Annotated in this window: 24 protein-coding genes and 1 tRNA gene; 10 read left to right on the top strand and 15 right to left on the bottom strand. The window is 69.8% G+C overall.

What is annotated here, in order from left to right; all coding sequences use genetic code 11:
- Positions 1–62: 62 nt before the first annotated feature.
- On the top strand, positions 63–518 hold the full coding sequence (locus ACYQZ5_RS11640) for a nucleoside deaminase (RefSeq protein WP_379732782.1): 456 nt from the start codon (positions 63–65) through the stop codon (positions 516–518).
- A 5-nt stretch (positions 519–523) separates the two neighbouring features.
- Here the strand turns inward: ACYQZ5_RS11640 and ACYQZ5_RS11635 are convergent, their stop codons facing one another.
- The 4 genes from ACYQZ5_RS11635 to ACYQZ5_RS11620 all read right to left on the bottom strand — a co-directional run bounded on the left by ACYQZ5_RS11635 (position 524) and on the right by ACYQZ5_RS11620 (position 5,030).
- Positions 524–1,258: a uroporphyrinogen-III synthase gene (locus tag ACYQZ5_RS11635; protein ID WP_459846251.1), complete on the bottom strand. Its 735-nt coding sequence runs from the start codon at positions 1,256–1,258 to the stop codon at positions 524–526.
- Positions 1,259–2,407 (bottom strand): hydroxymethylbilane synthase, encoded by a 1,149-nt coding sequence (gene hemC / locus ACYQZ5_RS11630; protein ID WP_459846249.1) that lies wholly within the window; start codon positions 2,405–2,407, stop codon positions 1,259–1,261.
- 65 nt (positions 2,408–2,472) lie between these two features.
- A complete protein-coding gene (hemL, locus tag ACYQZ5_RS11625; protein ID WP_379732365.1) occupies positions 2,473–3,813 on the bottom strand; it encodes a glutamate-1-semialdehyde 2,1-aminomutase in 1,341 nt (446 codons plus the stop codon).
- 68 nt (positions 3,814–3,881) lie between these two features.
- The gene (locus ACYQZ5_RS11620; RefSeq protein WP_379818458.1) at positions 3,882–5,030 is read right to left on the bottom strand and encodes a sensor histidine kinase; all 1,149 of its coding nucleotides are present in this window, start codon (positions 5,028–5,030) and stop codon (positions 3,882–3,884) included.
- 85 nt (positions 5,031–5,115) lie between these two features.
- Here ACYQZ5_RS11620 and arcS point away from each other — a divergent pair, with 85 nt between their 5' ends.
- From arcS to ACYQZ5_RS11600, 4 genes are all read left to right on the top strand, one after another.
- Complete coding sequence (gene arcS, locus ACYQZ5_RS11615) at positions 5,116–6,873, top strand: archaeosine synthase subunit alpha (RefSeq protein ID WP_459846246.1); 1,758 nt, start codon at positions 5,116–5,118, stop codon at positions 6,871–6,873.
- Between the two features lie 93 nt (positions 6,874–6,966).
- The gene (locus tag ACYQZ5_RS11610; RefSeq protein ID WP_379732239.1) at positions 6,967–7,314 is read left to right on the top strand and encodes an SHOCT domain-containing protein; all 348 of its coding nucleotides are present in this window, start codon (positions 6,967–6,969) and stop codon (positions 7,312–7,314) included.
- A gap of 57 nt (positions 7,315–7,371) precedes the next feature.
- Complete coding sequence (locus ACYQZ5_RS11605) at positions 7,372–8,334, top strand: beta-ribofuranosylaminobenzene 5'-phosphate synthase family protein (RefSeq protein WP_459846244.1); 963 nt, start codon at positions 7,372–7,374, stop codon at positions 8,332–8,334.
- A 61-nt stretch (positions 8,335–8,395) separates the two neighbouring features.
- Positions 8,396–9,232, top strand: a complete 837-nt coding sequence (locus ACYQZ5_RS11600) for an RAD55 family ATPase (RefSeq protein ID WP_379818701.1) — start codon at positions 8,396–8,398, stop codon at positions 9,230–9,232.
- Here ACYQZ5_RS11600 and trmY read toward each other — a convergent pair.
- Both trmY and ggt read right to left on the bottom strand, forming a co-directional pair.
- Positions 9,229–9,825, bottom strand: a complete 597-nt coding sequence (gene trmY, locus ACYQZ5_RS11595) for a tRNA (pseudouridine(54)-N(1))-methyltransferase TrmY (protein WP_379732333.1) — start codon at positions 9,823–9,825, stop codon at positions 9,229–9,231. The genes ACYQZ5_RS11600 and trmY overlap by 4 nt on opposite strands.
- Before the next feature lie 78 nt (positions 9,826–9,903).
- Positions 9,904–11,553, bottom strand: coding sequence for a gamma-glutamyltransferase (gene ggt / locus ACYQZ5_RS11590; protein WP_379818699.1), 1,650 nt, complete (start codon positions 11,551–11,553; stop codon positions 9,904–9,906).
- Between the two features lie 88 nt (positions 11,554–11,641).
- Here ggt and ACYQZ5_RS11585 point away from each other — a divergent pair, with 88 nt between their 5' ends.
- Positions 11,642–12,301, top strand: a complete 660-nt coding sequence (locus tag ACYQZ5_RS11585; protein ID WP_379730930.1) for a DUF1028 domain-containing protein — start codon at positions 11,642–11,644, stop codon at positions 12,299–12,301.
- On the opposite strand, the gene ACYQZ5_RS11580 is transcribed toward ACYQZ5_RS11585, so the two are convergent.
- Genes ACYQZ5_RS11580 through ACYQZ5_RS11560 form a run of 5 tightly spaced genes read right to left on the bottom strand, consistent with a single transcriptional unit; the run spans position 12,302 to position 18,270 of the window.
- Positions 12,302–13,600 (bottom strand): ABC transporter ATP-binding protein, encoded by a 1,299-nt coding sequence (locus ACYQZ5_RS11580; RefSeq protein WP_379730929.1) that lies wholly within the window; start codon positions 13,598–13,600, stop codon positions 12,302–12,304.
- Complete coding sequence (locus ACYQZ5_RS11575; RefSeq protein ID WP_379730928.1) at positions 13,597–14,643, bottom strand: ABC transporter ATP-binding protein; 1,047 nt, start codon at positions 14,641–14,643, stop codon at positions 13,597–13,599. The genes ACYQZ5_RS11580 and ACYQZ5_RS11575 overlap by 4 nt, the downstream gene beginning before the upstream one ends.
- 1 nt (position 14,644) lies before the next feature.
- A complete protein-coding gene (locus ACYQZ5_RS11570) occupies positions 14,645–15,628 on the bottom strand; it encodes an ABC transporter permease (protein WP_379730927.1) in 984 nt (327 codons plus the stop codon).
- Positions 15,625–16,581 carry an ABC transporter permease gene (locus ACYQZ5_RS11565; RefSeq protein ID WP_379730926.1) on the bottom strand — a complete coding sequence of 319 codons (957 nt, stop codon included), beginning with the start codon at positions 16,579–16,581 and terminating at the stop codon, positions 15,625–15,627. The genes ACYQZ5_RS11570 and ACYQZ5_RS11565 overlap by 4 nt, the downstream gene beginning before the upstream one ends.
- Positions 16,582–16,584: 3 nt before the next feature.
- Positions 16,585–18,270 (bottom strand): ABC transporter substrate-binding protein, encoded by a 1,686-nt coding sequence (locus ACYQZ5_RS11560; RefSeq protein WP_379730925.1) that lies wholly within the window; start codon positions 18,268–18,270, stop codon positions 16,585–16,587.
- A 101-nt stretch (positions 18,271–18,371) separates the two neighbouring features.
- Here ACYQZ5_RS11560 and ACYQZ5_RS11555 point away from each other — a divergent pair, with 101 nt between their 5' ends.
- A complete protein-coding gene (locus ACYQZ5_RS11555) occupies positions 18,372–19,055 on the top strand; it encodes a helix-turn-helix domain-containing protein (RefSeq protein ID WP_379730924.1) in 684 nt (227 codons plus the stop codon).
- A 16-nt stretch (positions 19,056–19,071) separates the two neighbouring features.
- Here the strand turns inward: ACYQZ5_RS11555 and ACYQZ5_RS11550 are convergent, their stop codons facing one another.
- Both ACYQZ5_RS11550 and ACYQZ5_RS11545 read right to left on the bottom strand, forming a co-directional pair.
- Positions 19,072–19,506: a universal stress protein gene (locus ACYQZ5_RS11550; RefSeq protein ID WP_379730923.1), complete on the bottom strand. Its 435-nt coding sequence runs from the start codon at positions 19,504–19,506 to the stop codon at positions 19,072–19,074.
- Positions 19,507–19,714: 208 nt separating this feature from the next.
- The gene (locus tag ACYQZ5_RS11545; protein ID WP_459846238.1) at positions 19,715–21,076 is read right to left on the bottom strand and encodes a M28 family peptidase; all 1,362 of its coding nucleotides are present in this window, start codon (positions 21,074–21,076) and stop codon (positions 19,715–19,717) included.
- A 132-nt stretch (positions 21,077–21,208) separates the two neighbouring features.
- Here ACYQZ5_RS11545 and ACYQZ5_RS11540 point away from each other — a divergent pair, with 132 nt between their 5' ends.
- Both ACYQZ5_RS11540 and ACYQZ5_RS11535 read left to right on the top strand, forming a co-directional pair.
- Positions 21,209–22,030 carry a class I fructose-bisphosphate aldolase gene (locus tag ACYQZ5_RS11540; RefSeq protein ID WP_379730921.1) on the top strand — a complete coding sequence of 274 codons (822 nt, stop codon included), beginning with the start codon at positions 21,209–21,211 and terminating at the stop codon, positions 22,028–22,030.
- Positions 22,030–22,896: a class 1 fructose-bisphosphatase gene (locus ACYQZ5_RS11535; protein ID WP_379818691.1), complete on the top strand. Its 867-nt coding sequence runs from the start codon at positions 22,030–22,032 to the stop codon at positions 22,894–22,896. Before ACYQZ5_RS11540 ends, ACYQZ5_RS11535 begins: the two co-directional genes overlap by 1 nt.
- Before the next feature lie 7 nt (positions 22,897–22,903).
- Here the strand turns inward: ACYQZ5_RS11535 and ACYQZ5_RS11530 are convergent, their stop codons facing one another.
- Positions 22,904–23,464, bottom strand: a complete 561-nt coding sequence (locus tag ACYQZ5_RS11530; RefSeq protein ID WP_379731084.1) for a DUF6149 family protein — start codon at positions 23,462–23,464, stop codon at positions 22,904–22,906.
- Between the two features lie 97 nt (positions 23,465–23,561).
- On the opposite strand from ACYQZ5_RS11530, the gene ACYQZ5_RS11525 reads away from it, so the two are divergent.
- A tRNA-Leu gene (locus tag ACYQZ5_RS11525) sits at positions 23,562–23,646 on the top strand.
- Between the two features lie 286 nt (positions 23,647–23,932).
- Here the strand turns inward: ACYQZ5_RS11525 and ACYQZ5_RS11520 are convergent.
- Positions 23,933–25,099, bottom strand: a complete 1,167-nt coding sequence (locus ACYQZ5_RS11520; protein ID WP_379731083.1) for an AI-2E family transporter — start codon at positions 25,097–25,099, stop codon at positions 23,933–23,935.
- Positions 25,100–25,101 lie beyond the last annotated feature (2 nt).

Below are 25,101 nucleotides of genomic sequence, written 5' to 3'. Positions count from 1 at the left end.
GGCTGGCGCTCACTTCAGCCGACTGGCCGAACGGCTATGCCCCCGGCGCCGCCACTCCCCGTATGGATCTCGAGGCGTTCGACCACGAGTCCCACATGGCCGAGGCGATCGACTGCGCCCGCGAGGCCGCCAGCCGCGGCGACGAACCCTACGGCTCCGTGCTCGTGAAAGACGACGAGGTGGTGATGCGCGCCGGCAACCGGATCAACACCGAGGACGACATCCGCGAACACCCGGAGCTCACGCTCGCGAAACGCGCCGCCGCGGAACGCGACGACGCCGGGGAGCTGGTGATGTACACCTCCACCGAGCCCTGCCCGATGTGTGCCGGCGGGATCGACATCGCCGGCCTGCACGCGGTCGTCTACAGCGTCTCGGGCGAGCGCGCCGCCGCGATCCGGGGAACGGACTCGCTACTCTCCTCGACGGACGTGTTCGCCGCGGGCGGTAGCGACGTACGAGTGATCCCGGACGTGCTCCGGGCTGAAGGCGAAAAAGTTCACGAAGCCCGCTGGTAAGCGGGCTACGCGCGGCGTTTCGCCCGCTCGACGACCGCCCGCGCGAGCGCTTCGAAATCCGCCGTCTCGGGCACCACGTCGACCGCGATCCCGGCGTCCCGCGCGGTCTCCGCGGGGCTTTCGGCGATGGCGCCGACGACCGCGTCTTCGAGGCCGACGACAGCCGCCTCGCGGACGCCGCGCTCCTCGGCTGCTGTGAGGAACCCTTCGACCGTCGAGGAGGAGGTGAACGCGACGCCGTCGAGTTCGCCGCGGGCGGCCAGCGATGCCGATTCGCCGGCGTCGGCGGGGCGTTCGAGCCGGTACAGCGTCGTCTCTGTCACGTCGGCACCCGCCTCGCGCAGCCCCTCGGGCATCGTCGCGCTCGCCCGGTCCGAGCGCGCGAGGGCGACGGTCTTCCCGGCAACGTCGCCGCGGAGTTCCCTGACCATCCCTTCGGAGTCGTACTGCTCGGGTACGCGGTCGACGGTCCAGCCTGCTTCCTCGGCAGCCTCGGCGGTCGAGGCGCCGATACAGCAGAGGACGGCGTCGCCGGGGTCCCAGCCCGCGGCGGCGAGCACGTCCACGCCCGTCGCCGAGGTGAGGACGACGAAGTCGGCGTCCGGCGGCGTCTCCCCGGTCGGCTCGATCGTCAGCATCGGGTCCGGGACCGGTTCGGCGCCGAGTGAGTCGAGGAGGTCGGCGGCGTCGTCGACGCGGCCGTCGTCCGGGCGGAAGACCGCGACGCGGGGGCGGGACATCTACTCCTCGGCGGCGGCCGCGATAAGGTCGTCCGCGCCGCGGTCGGCGAGGTCGGCCGCGAACTCGACGGCCGCGTCGACGTGGCTGTCGATCGGTAGGTCGCGGGTCTCCTCGACGACCTCGGTGCCGTCGGTCGAGAGCACCTGTGCGCGCACGGAGACGGTGTCGCCCTGTACGGTGGCGTGGACGCCCAGCGGGGCGACACAGCCTCCGCCCAGCTCCGCGAGCACGGTTCGCTCGACGGTGACGGCGACCCGGGTCGGCGCGTGGTCGAGCTTGGTCCGCAGCCGGGCGATCACGTCCTCGTCGCGGGCGGTGACGGCGATGACCCCCTGTGCGGGCGCCGGCACGAACTCCTCGGTCGGGAGGCGGCTGGTGCCGATCTTGTGGCGCAGGCCGCTGCGTTCGAGTCCGGCCTCGGCGAGCACGATCGCGTCGTACTCGTGGTCGTACTCCTGTCCCAGCGCGCCGCGTTCGAGTTCGGAGAGGCTGTCGAACCACTCCTCGACGGACTGGTCGAACTCGTCCATCTCCTCCTCGATCGCGTTCAGCCCCTCGTTCTCGTCGTCGAGTTCGCCCTCGGGGTCGAGGTTGTACTCCCGCATCTCCTTGCTCGCCTCCGTCTCGTCGGTCCCGAGGCGACGCTCGTGTTCGCGCTGGAGTTCGGGCGCGAGCAGTTTCTCGATCCGGGTGTCGACGTTCCCCCGGAGCGGCCGCACGTCGAGGTCGGGGCGGGCGTGCAGCAGTTGGGCGGTCCGGCGGACCGACGAGGTGCCGACGACGGCGCCCTCGCGGAGGTCTTCGAGATCCTTGCCGTCCTTCGTGACCAGCAGGTCGCTCGCGGGTGCCCGCTCGGGCACGGCGGCGACGACCATCCCGTCGGCGAACTCCGTGGGCATGTCCTTCATCGAGTGGACGGCGGCGTCGCAGTCGCCGTCGACGACCTCCTGATCCAGCGCGTGGACGAACGCGCCGATCCGGCCGAGGTCGGCGATGAGTTCGTCCCGAATCCGGTCGCCCTCGGTCTGGACTTCGACCAGCTCCACCGGGCGCCGGCGGGTGCCAACCCGTTCCTGCACGAACGCGGCCTGTCGCATGGCGAGGTCGGACCCGCGCGTGGCGAGGCGGAGGGTCCTGTCGGTGCTCATGGGCGGGAGTGGGCGACCGGTGGGGAAAAGGGGTGCGTTCGCGCCCCGGCGGCTGCGGGAGCGGCTTACAGCGCCTCCCGATACGCCTCCAGCGTCTTCTCCACGTCCTCCTCGGTGTGGCCGTAGGAGACGAACTGCGACTCGAACTGGTTCTGGGAGAGGAACACGCCCTGCTCCTTCATCGCCGGCCAGAAGCGGCGGCGCCAGCGGTCGGTCTCGGCGGCCGCCACGTCCGCGCCGGTCTTCGGGCAGTAGTCGTAGCGCGGGCAGCCCTCGTTCTGTTTGCAGCCACCGGTACAGGTGTCCTCGACGTTCGCCGGGCCGTCGCGGGTGAAGATCAGCTTGAACATCGAGTCGGTGCCGGCGACGGTGTACGACGGCGCCTGCTCCCGGACGATCTCGGTGAGTCCCTCCCGGAGCTTCTCGCCGAGGCCGTTGACGTGCTCGTACACGTCGTTTTCGGCGGCGAAACGCAGCGTTTCGAGTCCAGCCGCCATCGTCACGGGGTGGCCCGAGAAGGTGCCGGCCTGGAACACGTCGCCGGAGGGGGTGAACTGGCTGATGATCTCGCTCTTCCCGCCGATGGCGCCGACGGGGAAGCCGCCGCCGATGATCTTGCCGAACGTCGTCACGTCGGGCTCGATGCCGAACTTCGACTGGGCACAGCCGAGGCCGCCGACGCGGAACCCCGTGATCACCTCGTCCCAGATCAGCAGCGAGCCGTAGTCGTCACAGAGGTCTCTGAGCGTCTCGTGGTAGCCGTCGACGGGGTGGACGATCCCCTTGTTCGCGAGGATCGGCTCGACGAGCACGGCGGCGATGTCGTCGCCGTGTCGCTCGAACGCCTCGGTCGCGGCCTCGGGGTCGTTGAACGGCACCGGGATGGTGTGCTCGGCGAACTCCGTCGGGATCCCCTGCGTGGAGGGGCCGCGCTCGTCGATGTCGCCCTCGACGAGCGTGGAGTCGTTGGCGCCGTGGTAGGAGCCCTGCATCACGACGATCTTGTTCCGGCCCGTGTAGCCGCGGGCGAGCCGGGTCGCGGAGACGGTCGCCTCGGTGCCGGAGTTGACGAACCGCAGCATCTCCACGCTCGGGACGTGGCGGGCGACGAACTCGGCGTGCTCGACCTCGATCTCGGTCGGCATCCCGTACATCGGTCCCGCGCTGGCGTGGCGCTGGATCTCGGACTGGACCTGTTCGGGCAGGTCGTGGCCCAGCAGGAGCGGGCCGAGTCCCATCACCCAGTCGACGTAGCGGTTGCCGTCGGCGTCGATCATGTGGCCGCCCTCCCCGTGGTCGGCGAAGGGGGGGTACGGCTCGATCGCCGCCCGGACCGAGGAGTTCACGCCGCCGGGCATGACCGACAGCGCGCGGTCGTAGAGCTCGCCTGAGCGCTCGTGGTTCATACCTCGGGGGTCGGGACGGACGGCGAAAGAAGCTAACGGGTTCGGCAGACGGGGCCGCGTTCCGCGGCTCAGGCCGCCGGGAGCCGGAGCGTGACCACGGTGCCGCCCTCCGTGGGCGCGCCGAAGTCGAGGCGCCCGTCGGCGGCGTCGACGACCGCCTGCGCGACCCAAAGCCCCAGTCCCGAGCCGTGGGTGAGCTGGGTGATCTCGGTGTCCCCGGTGACGACCTGGTACTCCTCCTCGGGGATGCCCGGCCCGTTGTCCCGGATCTCGATCGCGACCCGGCCGTTCTCGCGGGCCGCGGTGACGGTGACCGCCGGCTCCTCGGCGCCGTGGACGACGCCGTTCTCGACGAGCTCCTCCAGCGCGTCCGGGAGCGCGGGGTCCGAACGGACGGCCAGCCCCTCGGGCACGTCGACCGTGAGGTCGGCGTCTGGGTGGTCGTCGGCGACCGCGGCCGCGGCCTCCCGCGCGTCGGCCCGGACCGACCGCTCTTCGAGGCCGCTCCCGCGGCGGTCGTAGATGCTCATCACGGTGTCGGCCTCCTCGGCGAGTTCGCCGACGGTCTCGACGTGTCGCTTGAGCGTCTCCGCGGAGTCGACGACCTCCTGATCCTCGGCGGTCGCGGCGATCTGGTCGGCGTGACCGAGCATCACCGTCGCCTCGTTGCGGAGGTTGTGCCGGAGCACGCGGTTCAGCACCGCCAGCTTCCGGCGCTCGGCGGCCAGCTCCTCGGCCCGGACACGCCGGGCGTCGTAGACGCCGATGATGACGTGGGCCGCGGCGCCGATCGCGAGCAGGTTCGCGATCGTGAACGCCCGGTCGACCGGGGCGGCGCCGGCGTTGCGCTGGTAGGCGAACAGCCCGAGCATCACCGACCCCAGCACGACGATCCCGAGCACGTTCCAGACCGCGATCCGGATCGCGTTCCGGTTGCTGAAGTTGCTGTGATAGAGGCTGTACCCCGCCGCGACCAGCCCGGTCGAGACCACCGTGCCGAGCAGCGACAGCGCGAGTCCGACCGGCCCGACCCCCGGCGTCAGCAGGACGGTGACGTTCGGGATCAACAGGACCACGCCGGTCAGGATGACGACGGCACTCGCGACCAGTCGGACGGGACCCCGGTCGGGCTCGCGGTCGCTCTCCACGTCGGGGTTGAAGCCGACCTCCCGCAGGAGCACGTCGACGATCCCCCGTGTGCCTCCGGATCCGACCATGGATGAGGGTGACCCACTGGCTGCATCAAGCTGTCGGCGGTGTCACAACGAACCCGATAAGGCCCTCCCCGCGCCAGTTCCGGCCATGACCGAGTACTTCGAGGTGCACGGGCGCGACGGCGCCGCCCGTCTCGGCGAACTCCGCCTCGCCGACCCCCTCACGACGCCGGCCACGGTCGACGAGGTGACCGAAGACGCCGGATCCCTCTGGGCCGAGGACCGCGAACTCCCCGAGGGCGCCGACGACAGCCTCACGATCCTCCCCCACCGCGCGTTCCCGCCGGGCACCCGCGAACCCGTCCGCGAGTCGTTCCGCGTCGACCACCCGGAGATCGACGCCCCGACGGCCGCGGTCGTCTCCAGCGAGGAGGCCCGCGACGTGGGCGCCGACGCCTACCTGCTCTCGGATGCCAACGGCTTCGTCGGCCACGCCGCGGCGTTCAAAGACGCGATTATCCGCACCCGCGAAGCGATCCCCGCCGACACCGCGCTCTACCTCTCCGGCGTCGCGACGCCGCGGAACGTCGCGACGCTGGTCTACGCCGGCGTCGACCTCGTCGACGCGAAGAAGGCGAAGGTGCGCGGCGCGGAGGGGTTCTACCTCACCAGCGACGGCGAACGCTTCCTCGAAGACCTCCGGGAGCTTCCCTGCTCGTGTTCGGCCTGCCAGCAGCCGATCGAGGAGTTCGACCGCCGGGACTGCGCCGAGCACAACGCCAACGCGCTGCGGACGGAACTCCGGGTCGTCCGCGAGCGCATCCGCGAGGGGCGCCTGCGTGACTACGTCGAGGGGCAGGCCCGCCACGACCAGTGGCTCACCGCGGCGTTCCGGGAGTTCGACCAGCAGTACGCCTACGTCGAGGAGCGTGCGCCGATCGTCCGGGACAGCGAACTCGCGGCCGCGAGCGGCGACAGCATCCGCCGGCCGGAGATCCAGCGCTTCGCCGAGCGCGTGACCGAGCGCTACCGGACGGAGTTCGACGGCCCGCTCGTGCTCGTCCCCTGCTCGGCGAAGAAGCCGTACAGCGAGTCCCAGAGCCACCGACAGTTCCACGACGCGATCCAGTGGCGCGGCCACCTCGCGTCGATGACCTCGCCCATCGGCGTCGTCCCGCAGGAACTGGAACTCACCTACCCCGCCCAGCAGTACGACACCGTCGTCACCGGGCGCTGGAGCGCTGACGAGCGGGAGTTCGTCGCCGAGGTCCTGCGGCGCTACCTCGAACGGAACGACTACGACCGGGTGATCGCCCACGTCCCGCCGGGCGGCTACACCGAGATCTGCGAGACGGTCGAACCCGCCGTCGACGCCGAGTTCGAGTACACCGTCGACGACCACCCGACCACCGAGGAGTCGCTCGACGCGCTCTCGGCGGCGCTGGAGGGCGAGGAAGCGTACCAGAAGCGCACCCGGGAGCACCGGATCGTCCGCGCGATGGCCGACTACCAACTCGGCGAGGGCGCGGGCGAGGCGCTGTTCCCGAGCGACGAGATCCAGACCACCAGCCGCTACCCCAAGCTGCAGGTCCGGGACAGCGAGGGCGAACAGCTGGCGACGATGGTGCCCAACTACGGCGTGCTCTCGTTCACGACCGCGGGCGCGCGGAAGTGGGCCGAGAGCGACGCGCCGAGCAAGACCGTCGAGATCGACGAGTTCGTCCCCCACGGCAGCGTGCTCGCGCCCGGCGTCGTCGACGCCGACGAGGCGATCCGCACGGGTGACGAGGTGATCGTCGAGGGGCCGAAGGCGTTCGGCGTCGGCCGGGCGTCGATGTTCGGCGAGGAGATGGTCGAGTCGACGCGCGGGATCGCCGTCGAGACCCGGCACGTGGACGAGATTTGAACGCTTCGTCCGGCTCCGAGCGCGTCCCACTCCTGACCGCCGACGGCGCCTGAGCACGGTAGATTTTTCAGGATACCTGACGCGTCTCCCGATATGGTCCCGCTCAAGTCTTGGCCGGGCATCGCGCTCGTCCTCGTGGTCTCGCTCGGGTTCGCCGCCCTCACCGCAGTGCTCTCGCTGGGCGCCCTCCCCGCGGTCGTTCTCATCCTCGGCTGGTTCATCGCCGCGCCGGCGCTGGCGATCCTCACGTACTACGAGGACGACGCCGACGCTGACCCCGAGGACGCCGACGACCCCGTAGCGACGCTCCGGGAGCGGTACGCCCGCGGCGAACTCACGGAGGCGGAGTTCGAACGGCGACTGGACACGCTGCTGGAGACCGAAGGCACCGAACAGTCCTCGGACCGCGACCGGGAGCGCACCGTGGCCAAGGAGCGCTAAGGATCCCCCTCCCCGGCCGCCGAAACGGCGAAGTCCCCCGAGCGAGAGGGACGGACGATGGCACGCGTCGAGACGGCCGCGCGGCTCCACTTCGGCTTCGGTAACCTCTCGCTGGCACACGATCGGCTCTACGGCGCGCTGGGCGTCGCGCTCGATCGCCCGACGCTCGCCGTCGAGGCGACGACCGCCGAGGCGGTCGTCTGTGACGACGACGTGGCCGCCGAGTACGCCGAACGCGTCTGCGACCTGCTCTCGGTTCCGGGCGCCGAGGTGTCCGTCGAGAGCGACCTCCCTCGCCACGCCGGCCTCGGGAGTGGCACGCAGACGGCGCTGGCCGTGCTCGCGGCGATTGCTCGGGCGTACGGTCGCGCGCCGGCCGCCCGGGAGCGCGCGCCCGACCTCGGCCGCGGGGGGCGTTCGGGCGTCGGCGTCGCGACGTTCGAGCAGGGCGGGTTCGTGCTCGACGCCGGCCACCCCGCGGCGCTGTTCACGGCCGACGCGCCCGAGGTGGGCGCGTGGGAGGTGCCCGAGGTGTCCGCCCGCCACCCCGTCCCCGAGGACTGGCGGTTCCTCGTCGTCGTCCCCGACGCCCCCGCGGGCCGGAGCGGCGACGACGAAGACGCTTCGATGCGGCAGGTGGTGGGCGACGCCGACCCCGGGATCGCCGACCGGATCTCGGGCGTCGTGGTCCGCGGCGTGTTGCCCGCGATCGCCGCCGGCGACGCCGCCCGGTTCGGCGACGCCGTGAGCGAGGTCGGTCGCCTCAACGGCGCGTGGTACGCCGACGAACAGGGCGGCACCTACCGGCCCCCGGTCGGCAGCGTCGTCGACGCGCTCTCGAAATCGGCGGCGGTGTACGGCGTCGGCCAGTCGTCGTGGGGACCGGCGGTGTACGGCGTCACCGACGCCGCACACGCCGACGCCGCCCGCGAGGCCGGGGCGGACGCGCTCGAGGCGGCGGGCGTCGACGGGGAGGTGCTCGTCGCCGCGGGGCGCAACCGCGGGGCGTCGATCGACTGACGGTTCCGGACCGCCGCCGACACGGGAACCCTTTATACGGCCGGCGTCCCCTCGAAGGGCTATGGAGCGGCTACCGCTGGGCGTCGCGCGCATCGACAGCATCCTCCGCGGCGGGGCGCCGCCGGGGAGCACCCTGCTCGCGGCCGGGGAGTCCGGGGCGGGCGCCCGGGAGTTCGCCCACACCGCGGCGGCGATGAACGCGCTGTACGACGCCGACCCGGAGCTGTTCGACCTCTACTACGGCGACCTGCCCGAGCGGTCGGTCGTCCCGCCGGAGGTCCACTACGTCTCCTTCACCGCCGACAGCGACGAGATCGCCCGCGAGATGCAGCACTCGATGGACGACGACATCGTGGAGGCCGCGACCGAGCGCATGCAGTTCCGCGACCTCTCGCCGGAGTACTTCCAGCTCTCGCCGATCCCGCGGGAGTGGTACATGGGCGAGGCCCAGACGATCGAGGACCTCGGCAAGGCCGAGGGGACCGACGACGTGCTCGGCGCGCTCGGGGACTACCTCAACGAGAACGCCGCGGGCAACCTCGTCGTGCTCGACTCGATCTCGGACCTCGTCGGCGCGATGGGCGAGGACGTGGAGTGGAGCGACATCACGACGCTGCTCCGCGGACTCACGAAGGCCTCCCACACCTGGGACGGCCTGATAATCATGATCGTCAACCGCGACGCGATCACCCGCACGGAGTTCGGGCAGTTGATGGACGCCTCCGAGGGCACCTTCGAGTTCTCGTGGGAGTCCGGCGGCTCACAGCGCGCCCGGACGATGGTGGTCCGGCAGTTCCGCGGCGTGCTCTCCCAACTGGAGGCGGAGAACATCGTCCGCTTCGAGACCGAGATCCACGAGGGCGGCTTCGACGTGAGCGACGTGCGGAAGATCCGTTAGTACCGCTCGTACCCCTCGGTGTCGAGGTAGTTGTGCGCGACGGTGATCGTGTGGTCGGCGTGGAGTAGCTCCGGCCCCACTCGTACCCGCTGGTCGGCGTTCTCCGCCAGCAGTTCCGCCTCCGCCGCCGCGAAGTCGTGGTGATCCGAGAGCACGAACAGCGGGTCCTCGGGCGGTTCGACTTCGGGGAGCGGCTCGCCGTCCTCGTGGAGTTGGACGACCGTCGCGTCCCGGGCGACGCGGTCGAACGTCGCCTCGACGCCCATCCGGTAGAGCGAGACGCCCGGGCTGGTCTCGACGGGCTGGTGGCCGATCGCCTCCTGTTTCTCCTCGAGCGCACCGCGGATCAGCGCTGCCGTCGAGCGCTCGTCGGGGTTGAGCCGGCGGAGGTCGGCGCCGTCGAAGCTGACGGTGTACTCGTCGCTCAGGACGAGGTGGACTTTGACCTCCTCGCGCAGGTCGTGTGAGAGGAAGAACGCGGCGTTGACACAGCGACACAGCACGTCCAGCCGGCCGGCGCCGCCGGCGATGTCGTCGAGCGAGAACGACGGCTCGGTCGGCGCGTCGTGGCCGACGACGAGGAACTGGCGCATATCGGGCGTCGGCGGGCTGTCCGTGAATCGCTTACGTTTGGCTCCGACGGGGGCCGGCGACGGTCGGCCGGCTTCGGTTCAGTACCCCTGTGCGTTCCCGTCCTTCCGTGGCTCGGTCGCGCCCGAGAGCGTGCCGTCCTCGTTCCGGACGATCTGGGCGCCGCCGAACAGGCCGGGGTAGAGCACCTGCACCTCGTGGCCCTTGCGGGTGAGCTTCGTCAGCAGTTCGTTGTCGGCGTCCATGCGCTCTTCGACCGCCAGCGAGCCGTCCTCGCGGTAGCGCCAGCGCGGCAGGTCAAGCGCCGCCTGCAACGGCAGGTCGTAGTCGACGATGTTCGAGATCACCTGCAGGTGGCCCTGGGGCTGCATGAACCCGCCCATCACGCCGAAGGCGGCCCAGTCCTCCTTCTCGTCGTCGTCGGCCGCGAAGTCCGCGATCGCGGGCACCAGCGTGTGGAACGGGCGCTTGCCGGGTTCGATGCGGTTGGGGTGGTCCGGATCGAGCGAGAACGACGAGCCGCGGTTCTGGAGCGCGATCCCCGTATCGCCCGCGACCAGCCCCGAGCCGAAGCCGGCGAAGCGGGAGTTGATGAACGAGACGACGTTCCCCTCGTCGTCGGCGACACAGAGGAGGACGGTGTCGGCGTCCTCGGCGTTGCTCCCCTCGACGCCGAAGCTCACGTCGTGGTTCGCCTCCTCGCCGATCAGTTCGGCGCGCTCTCTCGCCCACTCCTTCGAGCCCAGCGGCGGGTGGTCCTCGTACTCGGGGTCGGTGATGTAGTGGTGGCCGTCAGCGAACGCGACCTTCATCGCCTCCGCGAAGTAGTGGACGCGCTCGGGGCTGTCGAGGTCGTACTCGCCGGCGCCGATCTCCTCGGCGACGTTGAGCGCCTCCAGCGCGATCAGCCCCTGATTGTTCGGCGGGAGCTCGTAGATCTCGGCGCCGTTGTACGTCGTCGACACCGGATCGAGCAGTTCTGGCTCGAAGTCGGCGAGGTCCTCGGTCGTCATGAAGCCGCCCTTCGACTGCACCTCCTCGGCGATCTTCTCGGCGATCTCGCCCTCGTAGAACGCGTCGGCGCCCTCCTCGGCGATGGTCCGGAGGGACTCGCCGAGCCGGGGGAGCGTGACCTCCTGTCCCGTGCTCGGCGCCTCGCCGTCGAACAGGTACGCCTCGCGGGCGTGCTCGTCGGTGAACAGCTCCTCGGCGTGCTGCCACTGCGCCGAGACGACCTCGGAGACGGGGTAGCCCTCGGTCGCGTAGCGGATCGCCGGCTGGAGCAGTTCACCCAGCCCCTTGTTGCCGAACTCCTCGGCGGTGAGCTCCCAGCCACGCGCGGTGCCCGGGACGGTCACGGCCTGCGCGCCGGTCATCGGCATCTCGGTCTCCTCGGGGTCGATGTCCTCGTCGGACTCCGCGGCGACGGCCTCGCGGACGTTCTCGAGGGTCGCGTCGGCGGGCGCGCCCCCGCAGGAGCGCATCGCGCCAACCTCGCCGTCGGCGGTCTTGTACAGCGCGAACACGTCGCCGCCCAGCCCAGTCGAGGTAGGCTCGACGACGTTCAGCGCGGCCGCGGTCGCCACCGCGGCGTCGAACGCGTTGCCGCCGTCACGCAGCACGGAGATCCCCGCCTGCGAGGCGAGGGGCTGGCTGGTGGCGACGACGCCCTCCGCGCCGTAGACGGTCGAGCGGCGCGAAGTGAATCGATCGAGGTCCGGCTCTGACATATCCGGGGGGATGGGTCGAGGGGGGTAAAGTACCTCCCCAAATAGATTCGGTGCGGGTCTTTTTCACTCCGCAACACACGCTCTACCCATGACGTTCTCCGTCTGTACACGCGTCCCGTCGGCCGACCACGACGCCGGCGACGGGCCAGCCTTCGCCGTCGCGGTCGCGACCGACGCTCCCGCCGTGGGGGCGCTCTGTCCCTACGTCAGCCACGAGGGGGCGGTCGCGACCCAGAGCTTCGTCAACGTCCGACTCGGCCGGCGGGGGATCGACCTCCTGCCGGACCTCGCGGTCGACGACGCGCTGCCGGGGCTACTCGAACAGGACGAGCACAGCGAACTCCGACAGCTCCACGGCGTCGACCGCCGGGGCAACGAGTTCGCGTTCACGGGCGCGGACTGCGACGAGTGGTGTGGCCACGAGGTTCGCGAGGGGATCACCGCGGCGGGCAACATGCTCGCGACGGGCGACACCCTGCCCGCCGTCATCGACGCGTTCGAGGCCGCCGCCGGCCGGATCGGCGACCGACTGCTCGACGCGCTCGCTGCCGGCGTCGAGGCGGGCGGCGACAAGCGCGGCCACTCCTCGGCGGCGATCCTGATCAAGGCGCCCCAGACCACCGCGTTCCACGACCTCCGCGTGGACGAACACGAGAATCCGGTCGAAGAACTCCGCCGCGTGTACGAGGCGGCCGTGGAGGCCAGCGACGGGTTCAGCGAGTCGTCGAAAGAACGGATCTTCGACTGATCAGTCGAGTTCGGCGGCGGGGTGCTCCGGGTCGATCCGGTGACACGCCGCCGTCCGGTTCGACGCCGGCTCGACGACCCGCGGCGCCGACTCGACACAGGGCGAACTGAACGCCCCAACCGTCTCGGCGGCGGCGTCCTCGTCGCCCCTGACGACCTGTTTTGCGGCCGTCCGCACCGTCTCGGCCGCGGGGTCGGGCAGCGACTCGATCTCGCCGGGCAAGGCCCCCTCGATCAGTCGCGCCGCCACATCGTCGTCGGTCACGTCGTCGGACTCGGCTTCGAGCCGGTCACGGACTGCATCGGGGTCGAGTTCGCCGTTCTCGACGCGGTTCCGGAACGTGAACGCCCGGCGGAACGCCGGCTGATCCCCGGACCAGTCGTCGCCCGGGATCACCTCCGGACAGCGAGTGTGGAACCGGCAGCCCTCGGGCGGATCGATCGGTGAGGGGACCGTCCCTTCGAGGAGGATGCGGTCCTCGCGGGCCGCGGGGTCGATCCGGGGCACCGCCGACAGCAGCGACTTGGTGTAGGGGTGTTTCGGGTTCTCGAACAGTTCCTCGACCGGCGCGGTCTCGACGATTTCGCCGAGGTACATCACCGCGACCCGGTCGGCCACCTGGTGGACGACCGAGAGGTCGTGGGTGATCATCAGGATCGACAGCCCGAGCTCGTCCTGCAGATCGTCCAGTAGCTGGAGGATCTGGGCCTGCACGCTCACGTCGAGCGCGCTCACGGGCTCGTCGGCCACGATCATCTCCGGCTCGACGGAGAGCGCGCGGGCGATGCCGACGCGCTGCTGCTGGCCGCCGGAGAACTGGCCGGGGTAGCGGTCGACGTGGGCCGCCTTGAGGCCCACTCGCTCCAGTAGCTCCTCGGCGCGTTCACGCCTGTCGGCGTCGTCGTCGCCGATGTCGTGGACCTCCATCGGCGCGGTCACGATGTCGCCGACGGTCTGGCGCGGGTTCAGCGACGCCAGCGGGTCCTGGAAGATCATCTGCATCCGCCGGCGGTATTTGCGCATCTCGCGGTCGGACAGCCCCGTGAGCTCGTCGCCGCGGAACCGGATCGAGCCGCCGGTGGCCGAGTGGAGGTTCAGCAGCGTCTGCCCCAGCGTCGACTTCCCGCAGCCGGACTCGCCGACGACCGCGAGCGTCTCCCCCTCGTGAAGTTCGAGGTCGACGCCGTCGACGGCGCGGACCAGCCCGCCCCCGCCGAGCAGCCGGTCGAGGAAGCCGTCGGACTGATCGAAGTGCTTCTTCACGTTCTCGGCCGCGAGCAGGGGGTCGTCGCCGCTCATAGCTGCTCCCCCTCCGGGCCGCGCCGGAGACAGGCGGCCTCGTGATCGTCGTCCGGCTCGCCCACGTCACGGAACTCCGGATCGACTTCGAAACACTCCCGGTTCGACTCCGGACAGCGCGGCGCGAAGTGACAGGCGTAGGGGATGTCGATCAGGTCGGGGACGTTCCCCTCGATCGGCTGGAGATCGCGGTCGGCGTCCTCCAGCCGGGGCGTGCTCGCGATCAGCCCCTGCGTGTAGGGGTGCTCCGGCGAGGAGAACAGCGTCTCGGTCTCGGCGCGTTCGACGATCTCGCCGGCGTACATCACGTTCACGCGGTCGCAGGTCTCCGCGACCACAGCGAGGTCGTGGGTGATAAGCAGGATCGAGGTGTCGAACGCGTCCTTCAGCCCCTCGAGTTCGTCGAGGATCTGGGCCTGAATCGTCACGTCGAGCGCGGTCGTCGGCTCGTCGGCGACCAGCAGGTCCGGCTCGCAGGACAGCGCCATCGCGATCATCGCGCGCTGGCGCATCCCGCCGGAGAACTGGTGGGGGTAGTCCGTCGCCCGCGCGTCTGGCTCGGGGATCTCGACGGCCTCGAGCATCTCGATCGCGCGGCGCCACGCCTCGCCGTTCTTGGCGGCGCCGACGATCTTCCGTTTCATCTCGGCCGACAGCGACACCGACTCACCGACGTCCTGGTGGAGCCGGACGGTCTCGGCGATCTGTTCGCCCACGCGGAGCGTGGGGTTGAGGCTGTTCATCGGGTCCTGGAACACCATCGAGATGTTGCCGCCGCGGATCGACTCCCGCTCGGCCTCGGACATCTCGAGCAGCGACTCGCCGTTGAACAGAACGTCGCCGCCGGCGATCTCGCCGGGCTCCTCGACGATGCCGACGACGCTGTCGGCGAGCACGCTCTTGCCGGAGCCGGACTCGCCGACGAGGCCGACGATCTCGCCGGACTCGATCGTGAGGTCGACGCCGTCGACGGCCTTCACGACGCCGCGGTCGGTCGGGAACTGCGTCTGCAGGTCGCGGACTTCGAGCACTGGATCGCTCATCTCAGTTCACCTCCTCCTCGGAGATGTCGAACGCGTCCCGAAGCCCGTCGCCCAGCGTGTTGAACGCCAGGACGGTGACCATGATCGCCAGCCCGGGCATCACGGAGATCCACCACGCCCGCGAGATGAACTGCCGACCGTCGGAGATCAGCAGCCCCCACGTCGGCGTGGTGGGCTTGACACCCAGCCCGAGGAAGGACAGCCCTGCCTCCGCGAGGATGGCGAAGGGGATCATCAGCGTCGCCTGCACGATCAGCGGCGCCACCGCGTTGGGGAGCATCTCCTTGAACATGATGCGGGCGTCGTTCATCCCGACCGCGCGGGCGGCGGTGATGTACTCCTCCTCGCGTATCGACAGCACCTCGCCGCGGATGATGCGGGCGAAGTCGTCGATGAACGCGATCCCGATCGCGAGCACGACGTTGGTGACGCCGAGCCCGCCCATCACCGCGATGATACCCACCCCCAAGATGATCTCGGGGAACGCCCACTGGAAGTCGATGTAGCGCATCACGACGCTGTCGACCCAGCCGCCGTAGAAGCCGGCCAGGATGCCGAGCGTCGTCCCGACGCTGAAGGCGAACGCCACCGTCGCGAGCGCGACCAACAGCGAGACGCGCGCCCCGTAGATGATCCGGGTGAGGATGTCGTGGCCGAATGAGTCGGTGCCGAGGTAGTGGGTGACCGTCTCCGTCTGCCCGTCGCCGTCGAAGTCGCCGGCCGACTGGCTCATCGGCTCCTGCATGAAGCCGAACTGCTCCTCGGGACCGTGGGGCGCGACAAAGGGCGCGAACGCCGCCACGAGCACCAGCAGCACGATCGCGATCGCGCCGGCGAGTGCGAGCTTGTTTGCCCGCAGCGCCTCGACGATCCGGGCGCCGGTGGACTTGTGCTCCTCGACGGTCTCCTCGACGTCGTACTCGGGGGGCACCTCGCCGACGCCGAACTCGCCGTCGTTGCGGGCGTAGGAGGGACCGTCGGTCACGCCTGGTCACCCCCGTACTGGACCCGCGGATCGATTGCCGTGTAGGCGATGTCGACGATGAGATTCATGAACACGAATATACCGGAGATCAGCAGGATGGTGACCTGGGTCACCGGGTAGTTACGCTCCAGGATGGAGTTGACCAGCAGCCGACCCAGCCCCTGGATGCCGAACACGATCTCGACCGTGACCGTGCCGCCGAGCACCAGCGCGAGCTGGATCCCCGCGATCGTCACCACCGGCATCAGGGCGTTCTGGAGCGCGTGCTTGTACAGCCGCACGTCGCTTCTGACGCCCTTCGCCAGCGCGGTCCGCATGTACTGTTCGTCCAACGTCTCGATCAGCGACGACCGCATCATCCGGGTGACGCCGGCAGCGTACGGCAGGCCGACGGCGATCCCCGGGAGGGTGATGCTCTTGAGCCACGGCACGAACCCCTCCGACAGCGGCGTGTAGCCGACGACGGGGAACCAGCCCAGCCAGACGCCGAACACGATCGCCAGCAGGATCCCGACGAAGAAGGCGGGCATCGAGATGCCGAGGAACGCGGCGATCGTCGCGGCGTAGTCGGCGGGCTGGTTCCGCCGTGTCGCGCCGAGGACGCCGGCCGGGATCGACACTGCGAGCCCGAGCAGCACGCCGAACAGCGCGATCGAGAGGGTTCTCGGCGCCGCCTGGGCGATCAGCGAGCCAACCTCCGCGCCGGAGGTGATGCTGGTGCCGAAGTCGCCCACGAACATGCCGGTCAGCCAGTCGACGTACTGGACCGGCAGCGGCTCGTCCAGCCCGAGCTCCTGTCGGAGCGACGCCACGGCCTCCGGCGTCGCTTCCTGCCCGAGCATCGCACGGACAGGCCCGCCCGGGATCGACCGCAGCCCGAGGAACACCGTGGTCGCCACCAGCCACATGACGAACAGGGCGTGAGCGACGCGTTTCGCGATGTATCGCCACATCGATTACTCGTCGAGGTACACCGTGTGGAAGTAGCGCAGACCGGGGATGTGCTGGAACCCCTGGACGCTGGTGCTGACGCCCGCGATGTCGTCTTGGTGGTGGAGGTAGGCGTGGGGGACATCCTGAATCAGCTTGTCTTCGAGCTCCCAGAGCACCTCGCGGCGCGCGTCGCGGTCGACGGTCCCGCGCTGCTCGGCCAGCAGCTGGTGGACCTCCTCGTCGACGTGGTTGACCCAGTTCCAGACGCCGCCCTCGTCGGGCAGGCGGTAGAAGTTCCAGAGCGACTGGTCGGGGTCGGGGTCGATAACGCTGCCGGAGATGGTCGTGTCGTACTCCCCCTCCTCGTAGCGGGTCCAGTACGTCGACGACGTGACCTGATCGATGCTCACGTCCAGCCCGGCGTTGTTGAGCTGGTTCCGCATCGCCTCGGCGGCGCGGAGGTTGCCGGAGTTGGCGAGGATCGAGAAGCTGGCGCCGTCGGCGCCGGCGTCCTCGAGCAGCTGCTTCCCCTCCTCGGGGGCGTACTGCTGGTCGCTGGGCTTCTCGCCCTCCTCGCGCCAGACCCATGCGGTCCCCTTGTTGAGTACGCCGGTGTCGGCCAGCGCGTTGCCGAAGAACGCGGAGTCGACGAACGCCTGGTTGTCGATCACCTTCGCGATCCCGCGGCGGACCTGTCGGTCGCCGAACGGCTCGCGCTCCTGATTCATCGCGAACCCGGTCCAGTTGATGCCCGGCTTGGAGTCGACCCGCGCGTTCTGGGCGTCCTCGATCTGCTGGAGGTTCTGGAGCGGGAGCATGTTCGCGAAGTCGATGTCGCCCGCCCGGAGCGCGTTGACGATCGACGCCGGCTCGGGGATCGGCTGCACGTCGATCCCGTCGAGGTAGGGGAGCTGGTTCCCGTTCTCGTCGGTCTCGAAGTAATCGTCGTAGGCGTCGAGGGTCACGCCGCTACCGACCTCGTGCTCGGTGACCTGGAACGGCCCGGTGCCGACCGGCGTGACGCCGTACTGGTCGGCGCCCATCTCCTCGATCGCGGTCTGGTTCACGATCGTCGCGGCGCGGCCGGGGCCGCGGGTCAGGTAGATCAGCGCGACCGCGTTCGGCTCCTCGAACCGGAGGGTGACCTCGTAGTCGCCGACGACCTCGACGCCGCCGTCGTCGACCGGCTGGAGCGACGACAGCTTCGAGGCGGCGGGCGCCTCTTCCTGAATGGTGCGGTTGATCGTGTAGCGGACGTCCTCCGCGGTGAACTGCTCGCCGTTGTGGAACGTCACGTCGTCGCGGAGCTGGAACGTGAACGTCGCGCCGTCGTCCTCGACGGTCCAGTCCTCGGCTAGATCGCCCCGGACCGTGAGGTCGGGCTTCAGCGTCGTCAGCCCGTTGAACACGTTCGAGGCGAGCTGGAAGTACTGCCCGACGCTGATGTACGGCGGATCCATCTGTTCGATCGCGCCCGTGTACCAGCCGGCCTGGAGCCGGCCGCCGAACTGGTCCTCCGACGGCGGCGTCGCGGTCGGGCTCGCCGTCCCGTCGTCGGTCCCGCCCTCAGTCGGGGTTTCGGTGCCGTCGCCGCCGGTACAGCCGGCCAGTCCGCCCAGCCCGGCCGCACCGAGCAGGGATATCGCGGTTCGCCTGTCGATTTCAGGCCCGCTCAGTGCCTCGTCGGTCCACTCGGTATCGGGTGCCATAGTCCTGTGTGTGTGTATTTACCACATCCCCATGAGTCTCACCCCAAATATATCCGGCGTACAGCCGAAAGCCGCTTCCGGGTCGACGCCGACGGACGAGTATGCGCGAAGTCGTGCTCCGGATCCGCCACCGCGGCGAGCCCGAACAGACGGTGTCGGCGGCGTTCCCCGACGTGACGATGCGGTCGGTGTCGTCGATGACCGGACGGGGGGACACCCGTCGGCGCATCATCGAACTCGTCGGCGACGCCGACTCGATCCCAAAGTTCATCGAGCAGTTCCGCGAGACCGAGCCCGTCACCGAAGCCGAGCCGCTGTCGGCGCTCGGCGGAGAGCGCGTGTACGTCTCGATGACGGTCGACGTGAGCAAGTGGGACAGCATCTCCGAACGGCTCTCGGACATGGGGATCCACTACCGGATGGGGACGACGATCTCGGATGGGTGGGAGCGCTGGACGATCTACCTCGAGGATCCCGACCGGCTCACCGAGATCATCGAGCGGATCGAGGGGTGGGGGAACGACGTACGGCTCGAACGCAACGTGGAGCTGAGCCAGCTCACGATGGAGCCACAGCTCGACGCCTCGAAGCTGCTGACGGTGCTCACCCCGCGACAGCGGGACGCGCTCCGGGCCGCGATCGAGTCCGGCTACTACGGCGTCGACCACGACACCACCGTCGAGGAGATCGCCGAGGAGCTCGGCGTCTCACGCACGACGGCGTGGGAGCATCTCGCCCGCGCCGAAGAGAAGGTGATGGAGGAGGTCGGCGGCCACCTCTACTGACGATCGGTGACGACGTTCAGCGGACGACCGTCACCGGGCAGGGGGCGCGGCGGACGACTTTCTCGGCGACGCTGCCAAGCAGGACGCGCGTGACGCCCGTCCGGCCGTGGCTGCCGATCACGATGTGGTCGACGCCCTCCTCGTCGGCGTAGTCGACGATCGCCCGGGCCGGCCGGTCGGTGACGCGGACGGTGTCGATCTCACGGTCGTGCTCGGCGGCGCGCTCGACGGCATCGTTGAGGATGTCGTCGGCGCGCTCGTTGGCCTGCTTGATCCACTCGCCGGGGTAGCCGCCGGCGTCGGGACCGGGCGTCGTGCTGTAGCCGGCCGCGATGGGGTCGACCGCGGTCAGTGCGACGATCTCCCCCTCGGGGAACGTCTCGAGTGCGTGATCGAGCGCGCTGTTGGACTGAGGCGATCCGTCTACGGGGACGAGTACGGTTTCGGACACGGCTGTGCGGTCGGCTTCACGGGGCGAAAAACTACCGGCCGTCGGCGCGGCGTTCGTTGGGTTTCAGTTCGACAGAGCCACGGCATCGCGCTCGGAGCCGACGGCACAGAGGCCGTCGGCGCTCGCTCGCCGTGGTTTAGTACGACAGAGCCACGGCATGGGTTCCGTCGCTGCGACACGGAGGTCGCAGCAGGTCACTCGCCGTGGCTCAGTAGGGCCACCGCCCGCCCATCTTCAACTCCTGCACGTACCCCTCGTCGATCGCGTCACGGGTCTCCTCGCGGCTGCGGGACTCGACCTCGAACTCGTCCTGTGCGGCCCGGTACGCCGCCTCCGTCACCAGCGTCGCCACGTCCCGGAGGTCTCGGGAGTCGAGTTTGTCCAGCGTGTCGGCGTGGGTGTGCCCCCAGCCGCGGCCGGACTGGTCGGAGGTGGTGCCGGTCATCGTCGCCGGCACGCCCTCCTGCACGAACGCCCACTGATCGCCGTGGGGGGAGATGGTCGACCCCGTCGAGATCGGGGCGTCGAAGTCGGCGGCGACCGAGCGGAACAGCTCCCCGAGCTCGTCGAACCCGTTCGTGCCGACACGGAGGTTTCGGGAACTACAGGCGCCGTCGAGGTTGATTACGCACTTCACGTTCGAGAGGTCGGTCGTCTCCGCGCAGTGGTACGCGCCGCGCAGGCCGATCTCCTCGGAGCCGAACGTGACCAGCCGAACGCGGCTGTCGAGGTCGTCGTCGACCTGCGAGAGCAGCCGGCCGACCTCGGCGACGAGCACCGAGCCGGCGCCGTTGTCGTTCGCGCCGTCGGCGATGTCGTGGGCGTCGACGTGGGCGGTCACGAGCACCTCGTCGGCGTCGCCGCCCTCGTCCGGCCCCTCGGGACCGACATAGGCTTCGACGTTCCGGGAGGTCGCGGGCTCGTTCCGACAGTCCACCTCGACGGTCACCTCGCAGTCGCCGTCGGCGGCGTAGCGCTCCAGTCGCGCGCCGACCTCCTTCGAGACGCCGACGGCGGGGATCGGGCCGGGGCGGTTGTTGTAGCCGACCTCGCCCGTCGGCGGCAGCGCGCCCTCGATGTGGTTCCGGAACACGAACGCCACCGCGCCGTGGTCGGCCGCGTTGACGTATTTCTCCATCCGGTGGAGCCAGCGGTCGGCCGACTCGGGCGTGTCGCTCGTCGCCATCGCGATCGCGCCGTCGAGCTCGGCGCTTTTGGCCTCGAACTCCTCGTAGGTGCCGTCGCCCACGTCGACGATCGGCGCCGTCGCCTCGCCCGCGGGCGTGCCCGGGAGCGCGACGACCTGGTGACTCCCCTCGTGGACGCGCTCGTTCGGCGACTCGACGGTCAGCGAGGAGCTGCCGCGCCACCAGCCGGGGATCTCGAACTCCTCGATGTGGGGGTTTCGGAGTCCGGCGTCCTCGAACGCCTCGCGGATGATCTCGGCGCCGGCTGCCTCGCCGGTCTGCCCGGCCATGCGGTTGCCCACGTCGACGAGCTCCTCGAGCCGGTTCCAGGCGAACAGGCTCGTCTGTGCGTCGCCGACGACGGCGTCGGGTAGGTGAACCATATTCGACGCTGTTTCGGCCGCGGGATAAAGGGGTGCGGGTCGCGGAAAGAGCCGGTAGGGCGACGCGAGCGGCGGCGGGCTTCCCGGCGCCCGTTGGATAGCTTTTTGTGCCGACTCGCCCGAACGCAGAACATGATCCCCGGCGCAACTGACCCCATCTCGCGCGACGGCAAACTGCTGATCCTGGCGTACGATCACGGTCTCGAACACGGTCCCGTGGACTTCGAGGCGGTGCCGGAGTCGATGAACCCCGAGCACGTCTTCGACGTGGCGACCCACGACGCCGTGACCGCGCTGGCGGTCGGCAAGGGCGTCGCCGAGGCCCACTACCCCGACTACGAGGAAGAGGTCAATCTGCTCGCGAAGATCAACGGCACCTCGAACCTCTGGATGGGCGAGCACGACTCCGCCGTGAACTGGAGCGTCGAGTACGCCGACGAGCTCGGCGCCGACGCAATCGGTTTCACCCTCTACGGCGGCTCGAACCACGAGGTGGAGATGGCCGAGGAGTTCGCCGAGGCACAGGAGGAAGCACGCGACCGGGACATGGGCGTCGTCATGTGGTCCTACCCGCGCGGGCAGGGCGTCAAGAACGACACCAAGCCCTCCGTGATCTCCTACGCGGCCCGACTCGGCCTCGAACTCGGCGCCGACGTGGCGAAGATCAAGTACCCCGGCGACCCCGAGGCGATGGCCCACGCCTGCGACGCCGCGGCGTCGACGGACGTGGTGATGTCCGGCGGCTCGAAGGCCTCCGACGAGGCGTTCCTCTCGACGGTGAAGGAGGCAATGGACGCCGGCGCGAAGGGGCTCGCGGTCGGCCGGAACGTGTTCCAGCGGGAGAACCCCGAGGCGCTGCTCGACGGGCTGGAGAAGATCATCTTCGAGGAGACGTCCGTTGAAGAGGCGCTGGCCGCCGTCGAGAGCCACGGCGAGCAGGCGACGCTCGACTGATGAGCGACACCGTCGACGACGTGCTCGAGACGGTCGCGGCGGTCGCCCCGGACGTGCGCGGCGGCCTCCCGGGCCGACGACTCACGGAGGCGGGCGTCGAGAACCCCTCCGGCGAGAGCGTCACCGCCGCCGACGTTCACGCCGACGAACTGTTCTTCGAGGCGCTGGGCGCCATCGACGGCGTCGCCGAGTTCGCCAGCGAGGAGCGGGAGGCGGTCGTCGACACCGGCGACGGCGCGCCCGGCGAGGGCGACGTGGCGGTCGCGATCGACCCGCTCGACGGCTCCTCGAACCTCGCTTCCAACAACGCGATGGGGACGATCGTCGGGATCGCCGACGAGTCCCTACCCGCGGCGGGAGAGAGCCTCGTCGCCGCGGCGTACGTGCTCTACGGCCCGATCACGACGATGACCGTCGCCCGCGAGGGGACGGTGACGACCTCCGTGATCGACGGCGGGGAGGCCCGCGCGGTCGAGGAGGACGTCTCCCTCCCGGACGATCCCGTCGTCTACGGCTTCGGCGGCCGAGTGCCGGAGTGGCCCGACGCGTTCCGCGAGTACGCCCGCGAGGTGGAGTCGGAGCTCAAACTCCGCTACGGCGGCGCGATGGTCGGCGACGTGAATCAGGTGCTGAGCTACGGCGGGATCTTCGCCTACCCCGCGCTCGAGTCGGCGCCGAACGGGAAGCTTCGCCTGCAGTTCGAGGGCGCACCGATCGCGAAGATAATCGAGGCCGCCGGCGGCGCCTCCTCGGACGGCGAGCAGTCGCTGCTGTCGGTCGAACCGACGGATCTCCACCAGCGCGTGCCCGTTCACGTCGGGAACGAGGCGTACGTCGAGCGGCTGGAGGCGGCGCTCGCGGACTGAATCGAAGTCAGGCGCTCGGTGTGATGTCTTCGGCGTCGACGCCACACTCCAGTCTGACCTCGGTGTTCTCGTCGACGACGTAGACGCCGTCGTCCAGCCCCGACGCCGCGAACGGGTAGTCGCCGTTCAGGCGCTCCGGCGTTTCGGGCGCGTCCGGGAGGCCATCCGCGGGTGCGAACTCCCCGAATGGATCCTTCGGCGAGCAGTCGTGACGGTCGTAGAACGCCTCGTAGCGCTCGTAGTACGCGGCAGACTCGTCGGGCGGGAACTCGATCAGTTCGCCCCAGCCGTGCCGGATGAACGTCCACGACCCTTGGATGTGGGTGATCTCGCGGGCCTGTGCCTCGGGGTATCCCTCGCGGAGCGCGGCGAGGTAGACGTCGATGGCGGCGTCGAACAGCGCGTCGAACAGGGGGCGGCGGGCTGTGCCGTCCTGCTCGCTGTGCTCGACGAAGAAGTCGGCGTGGAGATCGACCAGCCACGAGCGCGTCCAGTCGGTGACGAGGGGGATCTCCCGTTCGAGGAGCAGCTGCGTGGCGTAGTTTTTCCAGCTCTGGTGGAGACGCATGGGCGTCGTTTCGGGAGCGAGACGGGAGTAGTTGGGGGCCGGCGGCGTCGCCCGGAACGACAGTTTCTTACGGCGATTGGGCCGTAGGTGGGGGTGCGCGCGGGTTGCCGAGCCAGGCCAAAGGCGTAGCGCTTAGGACGCTATCCCGTAGGGGTCCGCCGGTTCGAATCCGGTCCCGCGCATACTGCCTCGAACGAACGTGAGAGGCATGTATGCGCCACGTGAGGATTCCGAACCTTGCGAGGAACGCACAGTGAACGGAGTGAGCGAGCATTTCTCGCTCCGGTTCGAATCCGGTCCCGCGCATTTTCTGTCCGAGCGACAGCGAGGGAGAAAATCGCTATGAGGATTCGAAGCAGGGAGGTCGCGCGCAGCGAGCGAGCACGTCCGACCGTGGTTCGAATCCGGTCCCGCGTATCGTTTTGAAGAAACGGCAGAGCGGTCTTTACGTACCGAACTGTGCAGCCACTACCGATCGCTCCCGGGCATGCCGTCCCGAACCCGCTCCCGGACGCTCTCCCGGAAGCTCCGCTGCTCCGTGAAGTCACGCAGCCGCATCTGGTCCGAGGAGATCCCATCGTCCTCGTCGGCGCCGAGCAGCCGCGGTAGGGCGGTCTGGGCGAACGTCATGGCGATCACCAGCACGATCGGCGCGAAGAACAGGCCGTAGAACCCCAGCACCACCGGCCCGAGCGTGTACGCGAGCATCAGGAGTCCGACGTGAGTGGTCTCGCCGCTCAGGATCGGCCGCAGGAGGATGTCCGGGATCGTGTCGACGACGACGACCGCGACGGCGAGGAAGCCGACGACGTAGACGAGCAGCGACTGGTCGCCGCCGAGCACGATCGGGAGCGCGGCGATCGCCGTCAGCGGGAGGTAGACGATCTTCATCCCCACCACCGGGATCAGGCTCGCGATCCCCGTCAGCGTCCCCGCCAGCGCGGGGTAGGGGACCTCCGCCGGCGCGGGGGCGACGGCGTTGTAGGCGGTGAACGACGCGATCGCGATCAGCGAGATGGCGATCACGTTCAGGAGGTTGCCGAACAGCACCGACTCCAACTCCTCGTCGGCGGCCTCCAGATACTCCCGGATGATGGCGTCGTCGTCGAACCGGAGCAGCCAGTCGCGCATCCGCCGGCCGTCGATCAGCAGGTAGTAGGTGACGATCACGACGACGAAGAGGTTGAGGAAGAAGCCCGAGACCAGCGAGGTCAACAGCTCCGCGTGGTCGGTCGCGAACTGGATGAACGGCGAGAGGTCGCCCGACTGGTACGCCTCGTACAGCCCCTGCACGGTGAACTCGGGGATGCGGTCGATCCCGCCGAGCCACTCGACCTCCGTCGCCGCCACGTCGAGCAGCGAGTACTGCTCCACGAACGACCGTGCCTCGATCACCAGTAGCACCGTCGCGTAGCTCACGAGCAGCAACAGCGGCACCGCGAGCGAGGCGAGCACCGTCACCGCCCGCACCCGCGCGGGGAGCCGGAGCCGCCGGAGGAACTTGAAGTACCGACGCGTCGAGTAGTAGAGGAACACCGACACCGTCAGCGGGGCGATGAACCGGTGTGCGAGGAAGCCGACCATGGCCGTGACGGCCACGCCGAACAGGGCGATAATCAGCCGTCTCTCGTCCATAC

This window comes from Halolamina salina (assembly GCF_054653455.1).
Note: the sequence above shows the minus strand (reverse complement) of the source record. Positions and strands in the feature narration are given on the sequence as shown.

Bases quoted from the DNA above. Each gene is read 5' to 3' on its own strand.
- ACYQZ5_RS11605 (WP_459846244.1), top strand. From the start codon at position 7,372: ATGGCACGCGTCGAGACGGCCGCGCGGCTCCACTTCGGCTTCGGTAAC.
- ACYQZ5_RS11585 (WP_379730930.1), top strand. From the start codon at position 11,642: ATGACGTTCTCCGTCTGTACACGCGTCCCGTCGGCCGACCACGACGCC.
- ACYQZ5_RS11520 (WP_379731083.1), bottom strand. From the start codon at position 25,099: ATGGACGAGAGACGGCTGATTATCGCCCTGTTCGGCGTGGCCGTCACG.
- ggt (WP_379818699.1), bottom strand. From the start codon at position 11,553: ATGTCAGAGCCGGACCTCGATCGATTCACTTCGCGCCGCTCGACCGTC.
- ACYQZ5_RS11535 (WP_379818691.1), top strand. From the start codon at position 22,030: ATGAGCGACACCGTCGACGACGTGCTCGAGACGGTCGCGGCGGTCGCC.
- ACYQZ5_RS11580 (WP_379730929.1), bottom strand. From the start codon at position 13,600: ATGAGCGGCGACGACCCCCTGCTCGCGGCCGAGAACGTGAAGAAGCAC.
- arcS (WP_459846246.1), top strand. From the start codon at position 5,116: ATGACCGAGTACTTCGAGGTGCACGGGCGCGACGGCGCCGCCCGTCTC.
- ACYQZ5_RS11530 (WP_379731084.1), bottom strand. From the start codon at position 23,464: ATGCGTCTCCACCAGAGCTGGAAAAACTACGCCACGCAGCTGCTCCTC.
- ACYQZ5_RS11635 (WP_459846251.1), bottom strand. From the start codon at position 1,258: ATGTCCCGCCCCCGCGTCGCGGTCTTCCGCCCGGACGACGGCCGCGTC.
- ACYQZ5_RS11540 (WP_379730921.1), top strand. From the start codon at position 21,209: ATGATCCCCGGCGCAACTGACCCCATCTCGCGCGACGGCAAACTGCTG.
- ACYQZ5_RS11565 (WP_379730926.1), bottom strand. From the start codon at position 16,581: ATGTGGCGATACATCGCGAAACGCGTCGCTCACGCCCTGTTCGTCATG.
- ACYQZ5_RS11600 (WP_379818701.1), top strand. From the start codon at position 8,396: ATGGAGCGGCTACCGCTGGGCGTCGCGCGCATCGACAGCATCCTCCGC.
- ACYQZ5_RS11610 (WP_379732239.1), top strand. From the start codon at position 6,967: ATGGTCCCGCTCAAGTCTTGGCCGGGCATCGCGCTCGTCCTCGTGGTC.
- ACYQZ5_RS11555 (WP_379730924.1), top strand. From the start codon at position 18,372: ATGCGCGAAGTCGTGCTCCGGATCCGCCACCGCGGCGAGCCCGAACAG.
- ACYQZ5_RS11560 (WP_379730925.1), bottom strand. From the start codon at position 18,270: ATGGCACCCGATACCGAGTGGACCGACGAGGCACTGAGCGGGCCTGAA.
- ACYQZ5_RS11640 (WP_379732782.1), top strand. From the start codon at position 63: ATGGATCTCGAGGCGTTCGACCACGAGTCCCACATGGCCGAGGCGATC.
- trmY (WP_379732333.1), bottom strand. From the start codon at position 9,825: ATGCGCCAGTTCCTCGTCGTCGGCCACGACGCGCCGACCGAGCCGTCG.
- ACYQZ5_RS11620 (WP_379818458.1), bottom strand. From the start codon at position 5,030: ATGGTCGGATCCGGAGGCACACGGGGGATCGTCGACGTGCTCCTGCGG.
- ACYQZ5_RS11545 (WP_459846238.1), bottom strand. From the start codon at position 21,076: ATGGTTCACCTACCCGACGCCGTCGTCGGCGACGCACAGACGAGCCTG.
- hemL (WP_379732365.1), bottom strand. From the start codon at position 3,813: ATGAACCACGAGCGCTCAGGCGAGCTCTACGACCGCGCGCTGTCGGTC.
- ACYQZ5_RS11575 (WP_379730928.1), bottom strand. From the start codon at position 14,643: ATGAGCGATCCAGTGCTCGAAGTCCGCGACCTGCAGACGCAGTTCCCG.
- hemC (WP_459846249.1), bottom strand. From the start codon at position 2,407: ATGAGCACCGACAGGACCCTCCGCCTCGCCACGCGCGGGTCCGACCTC.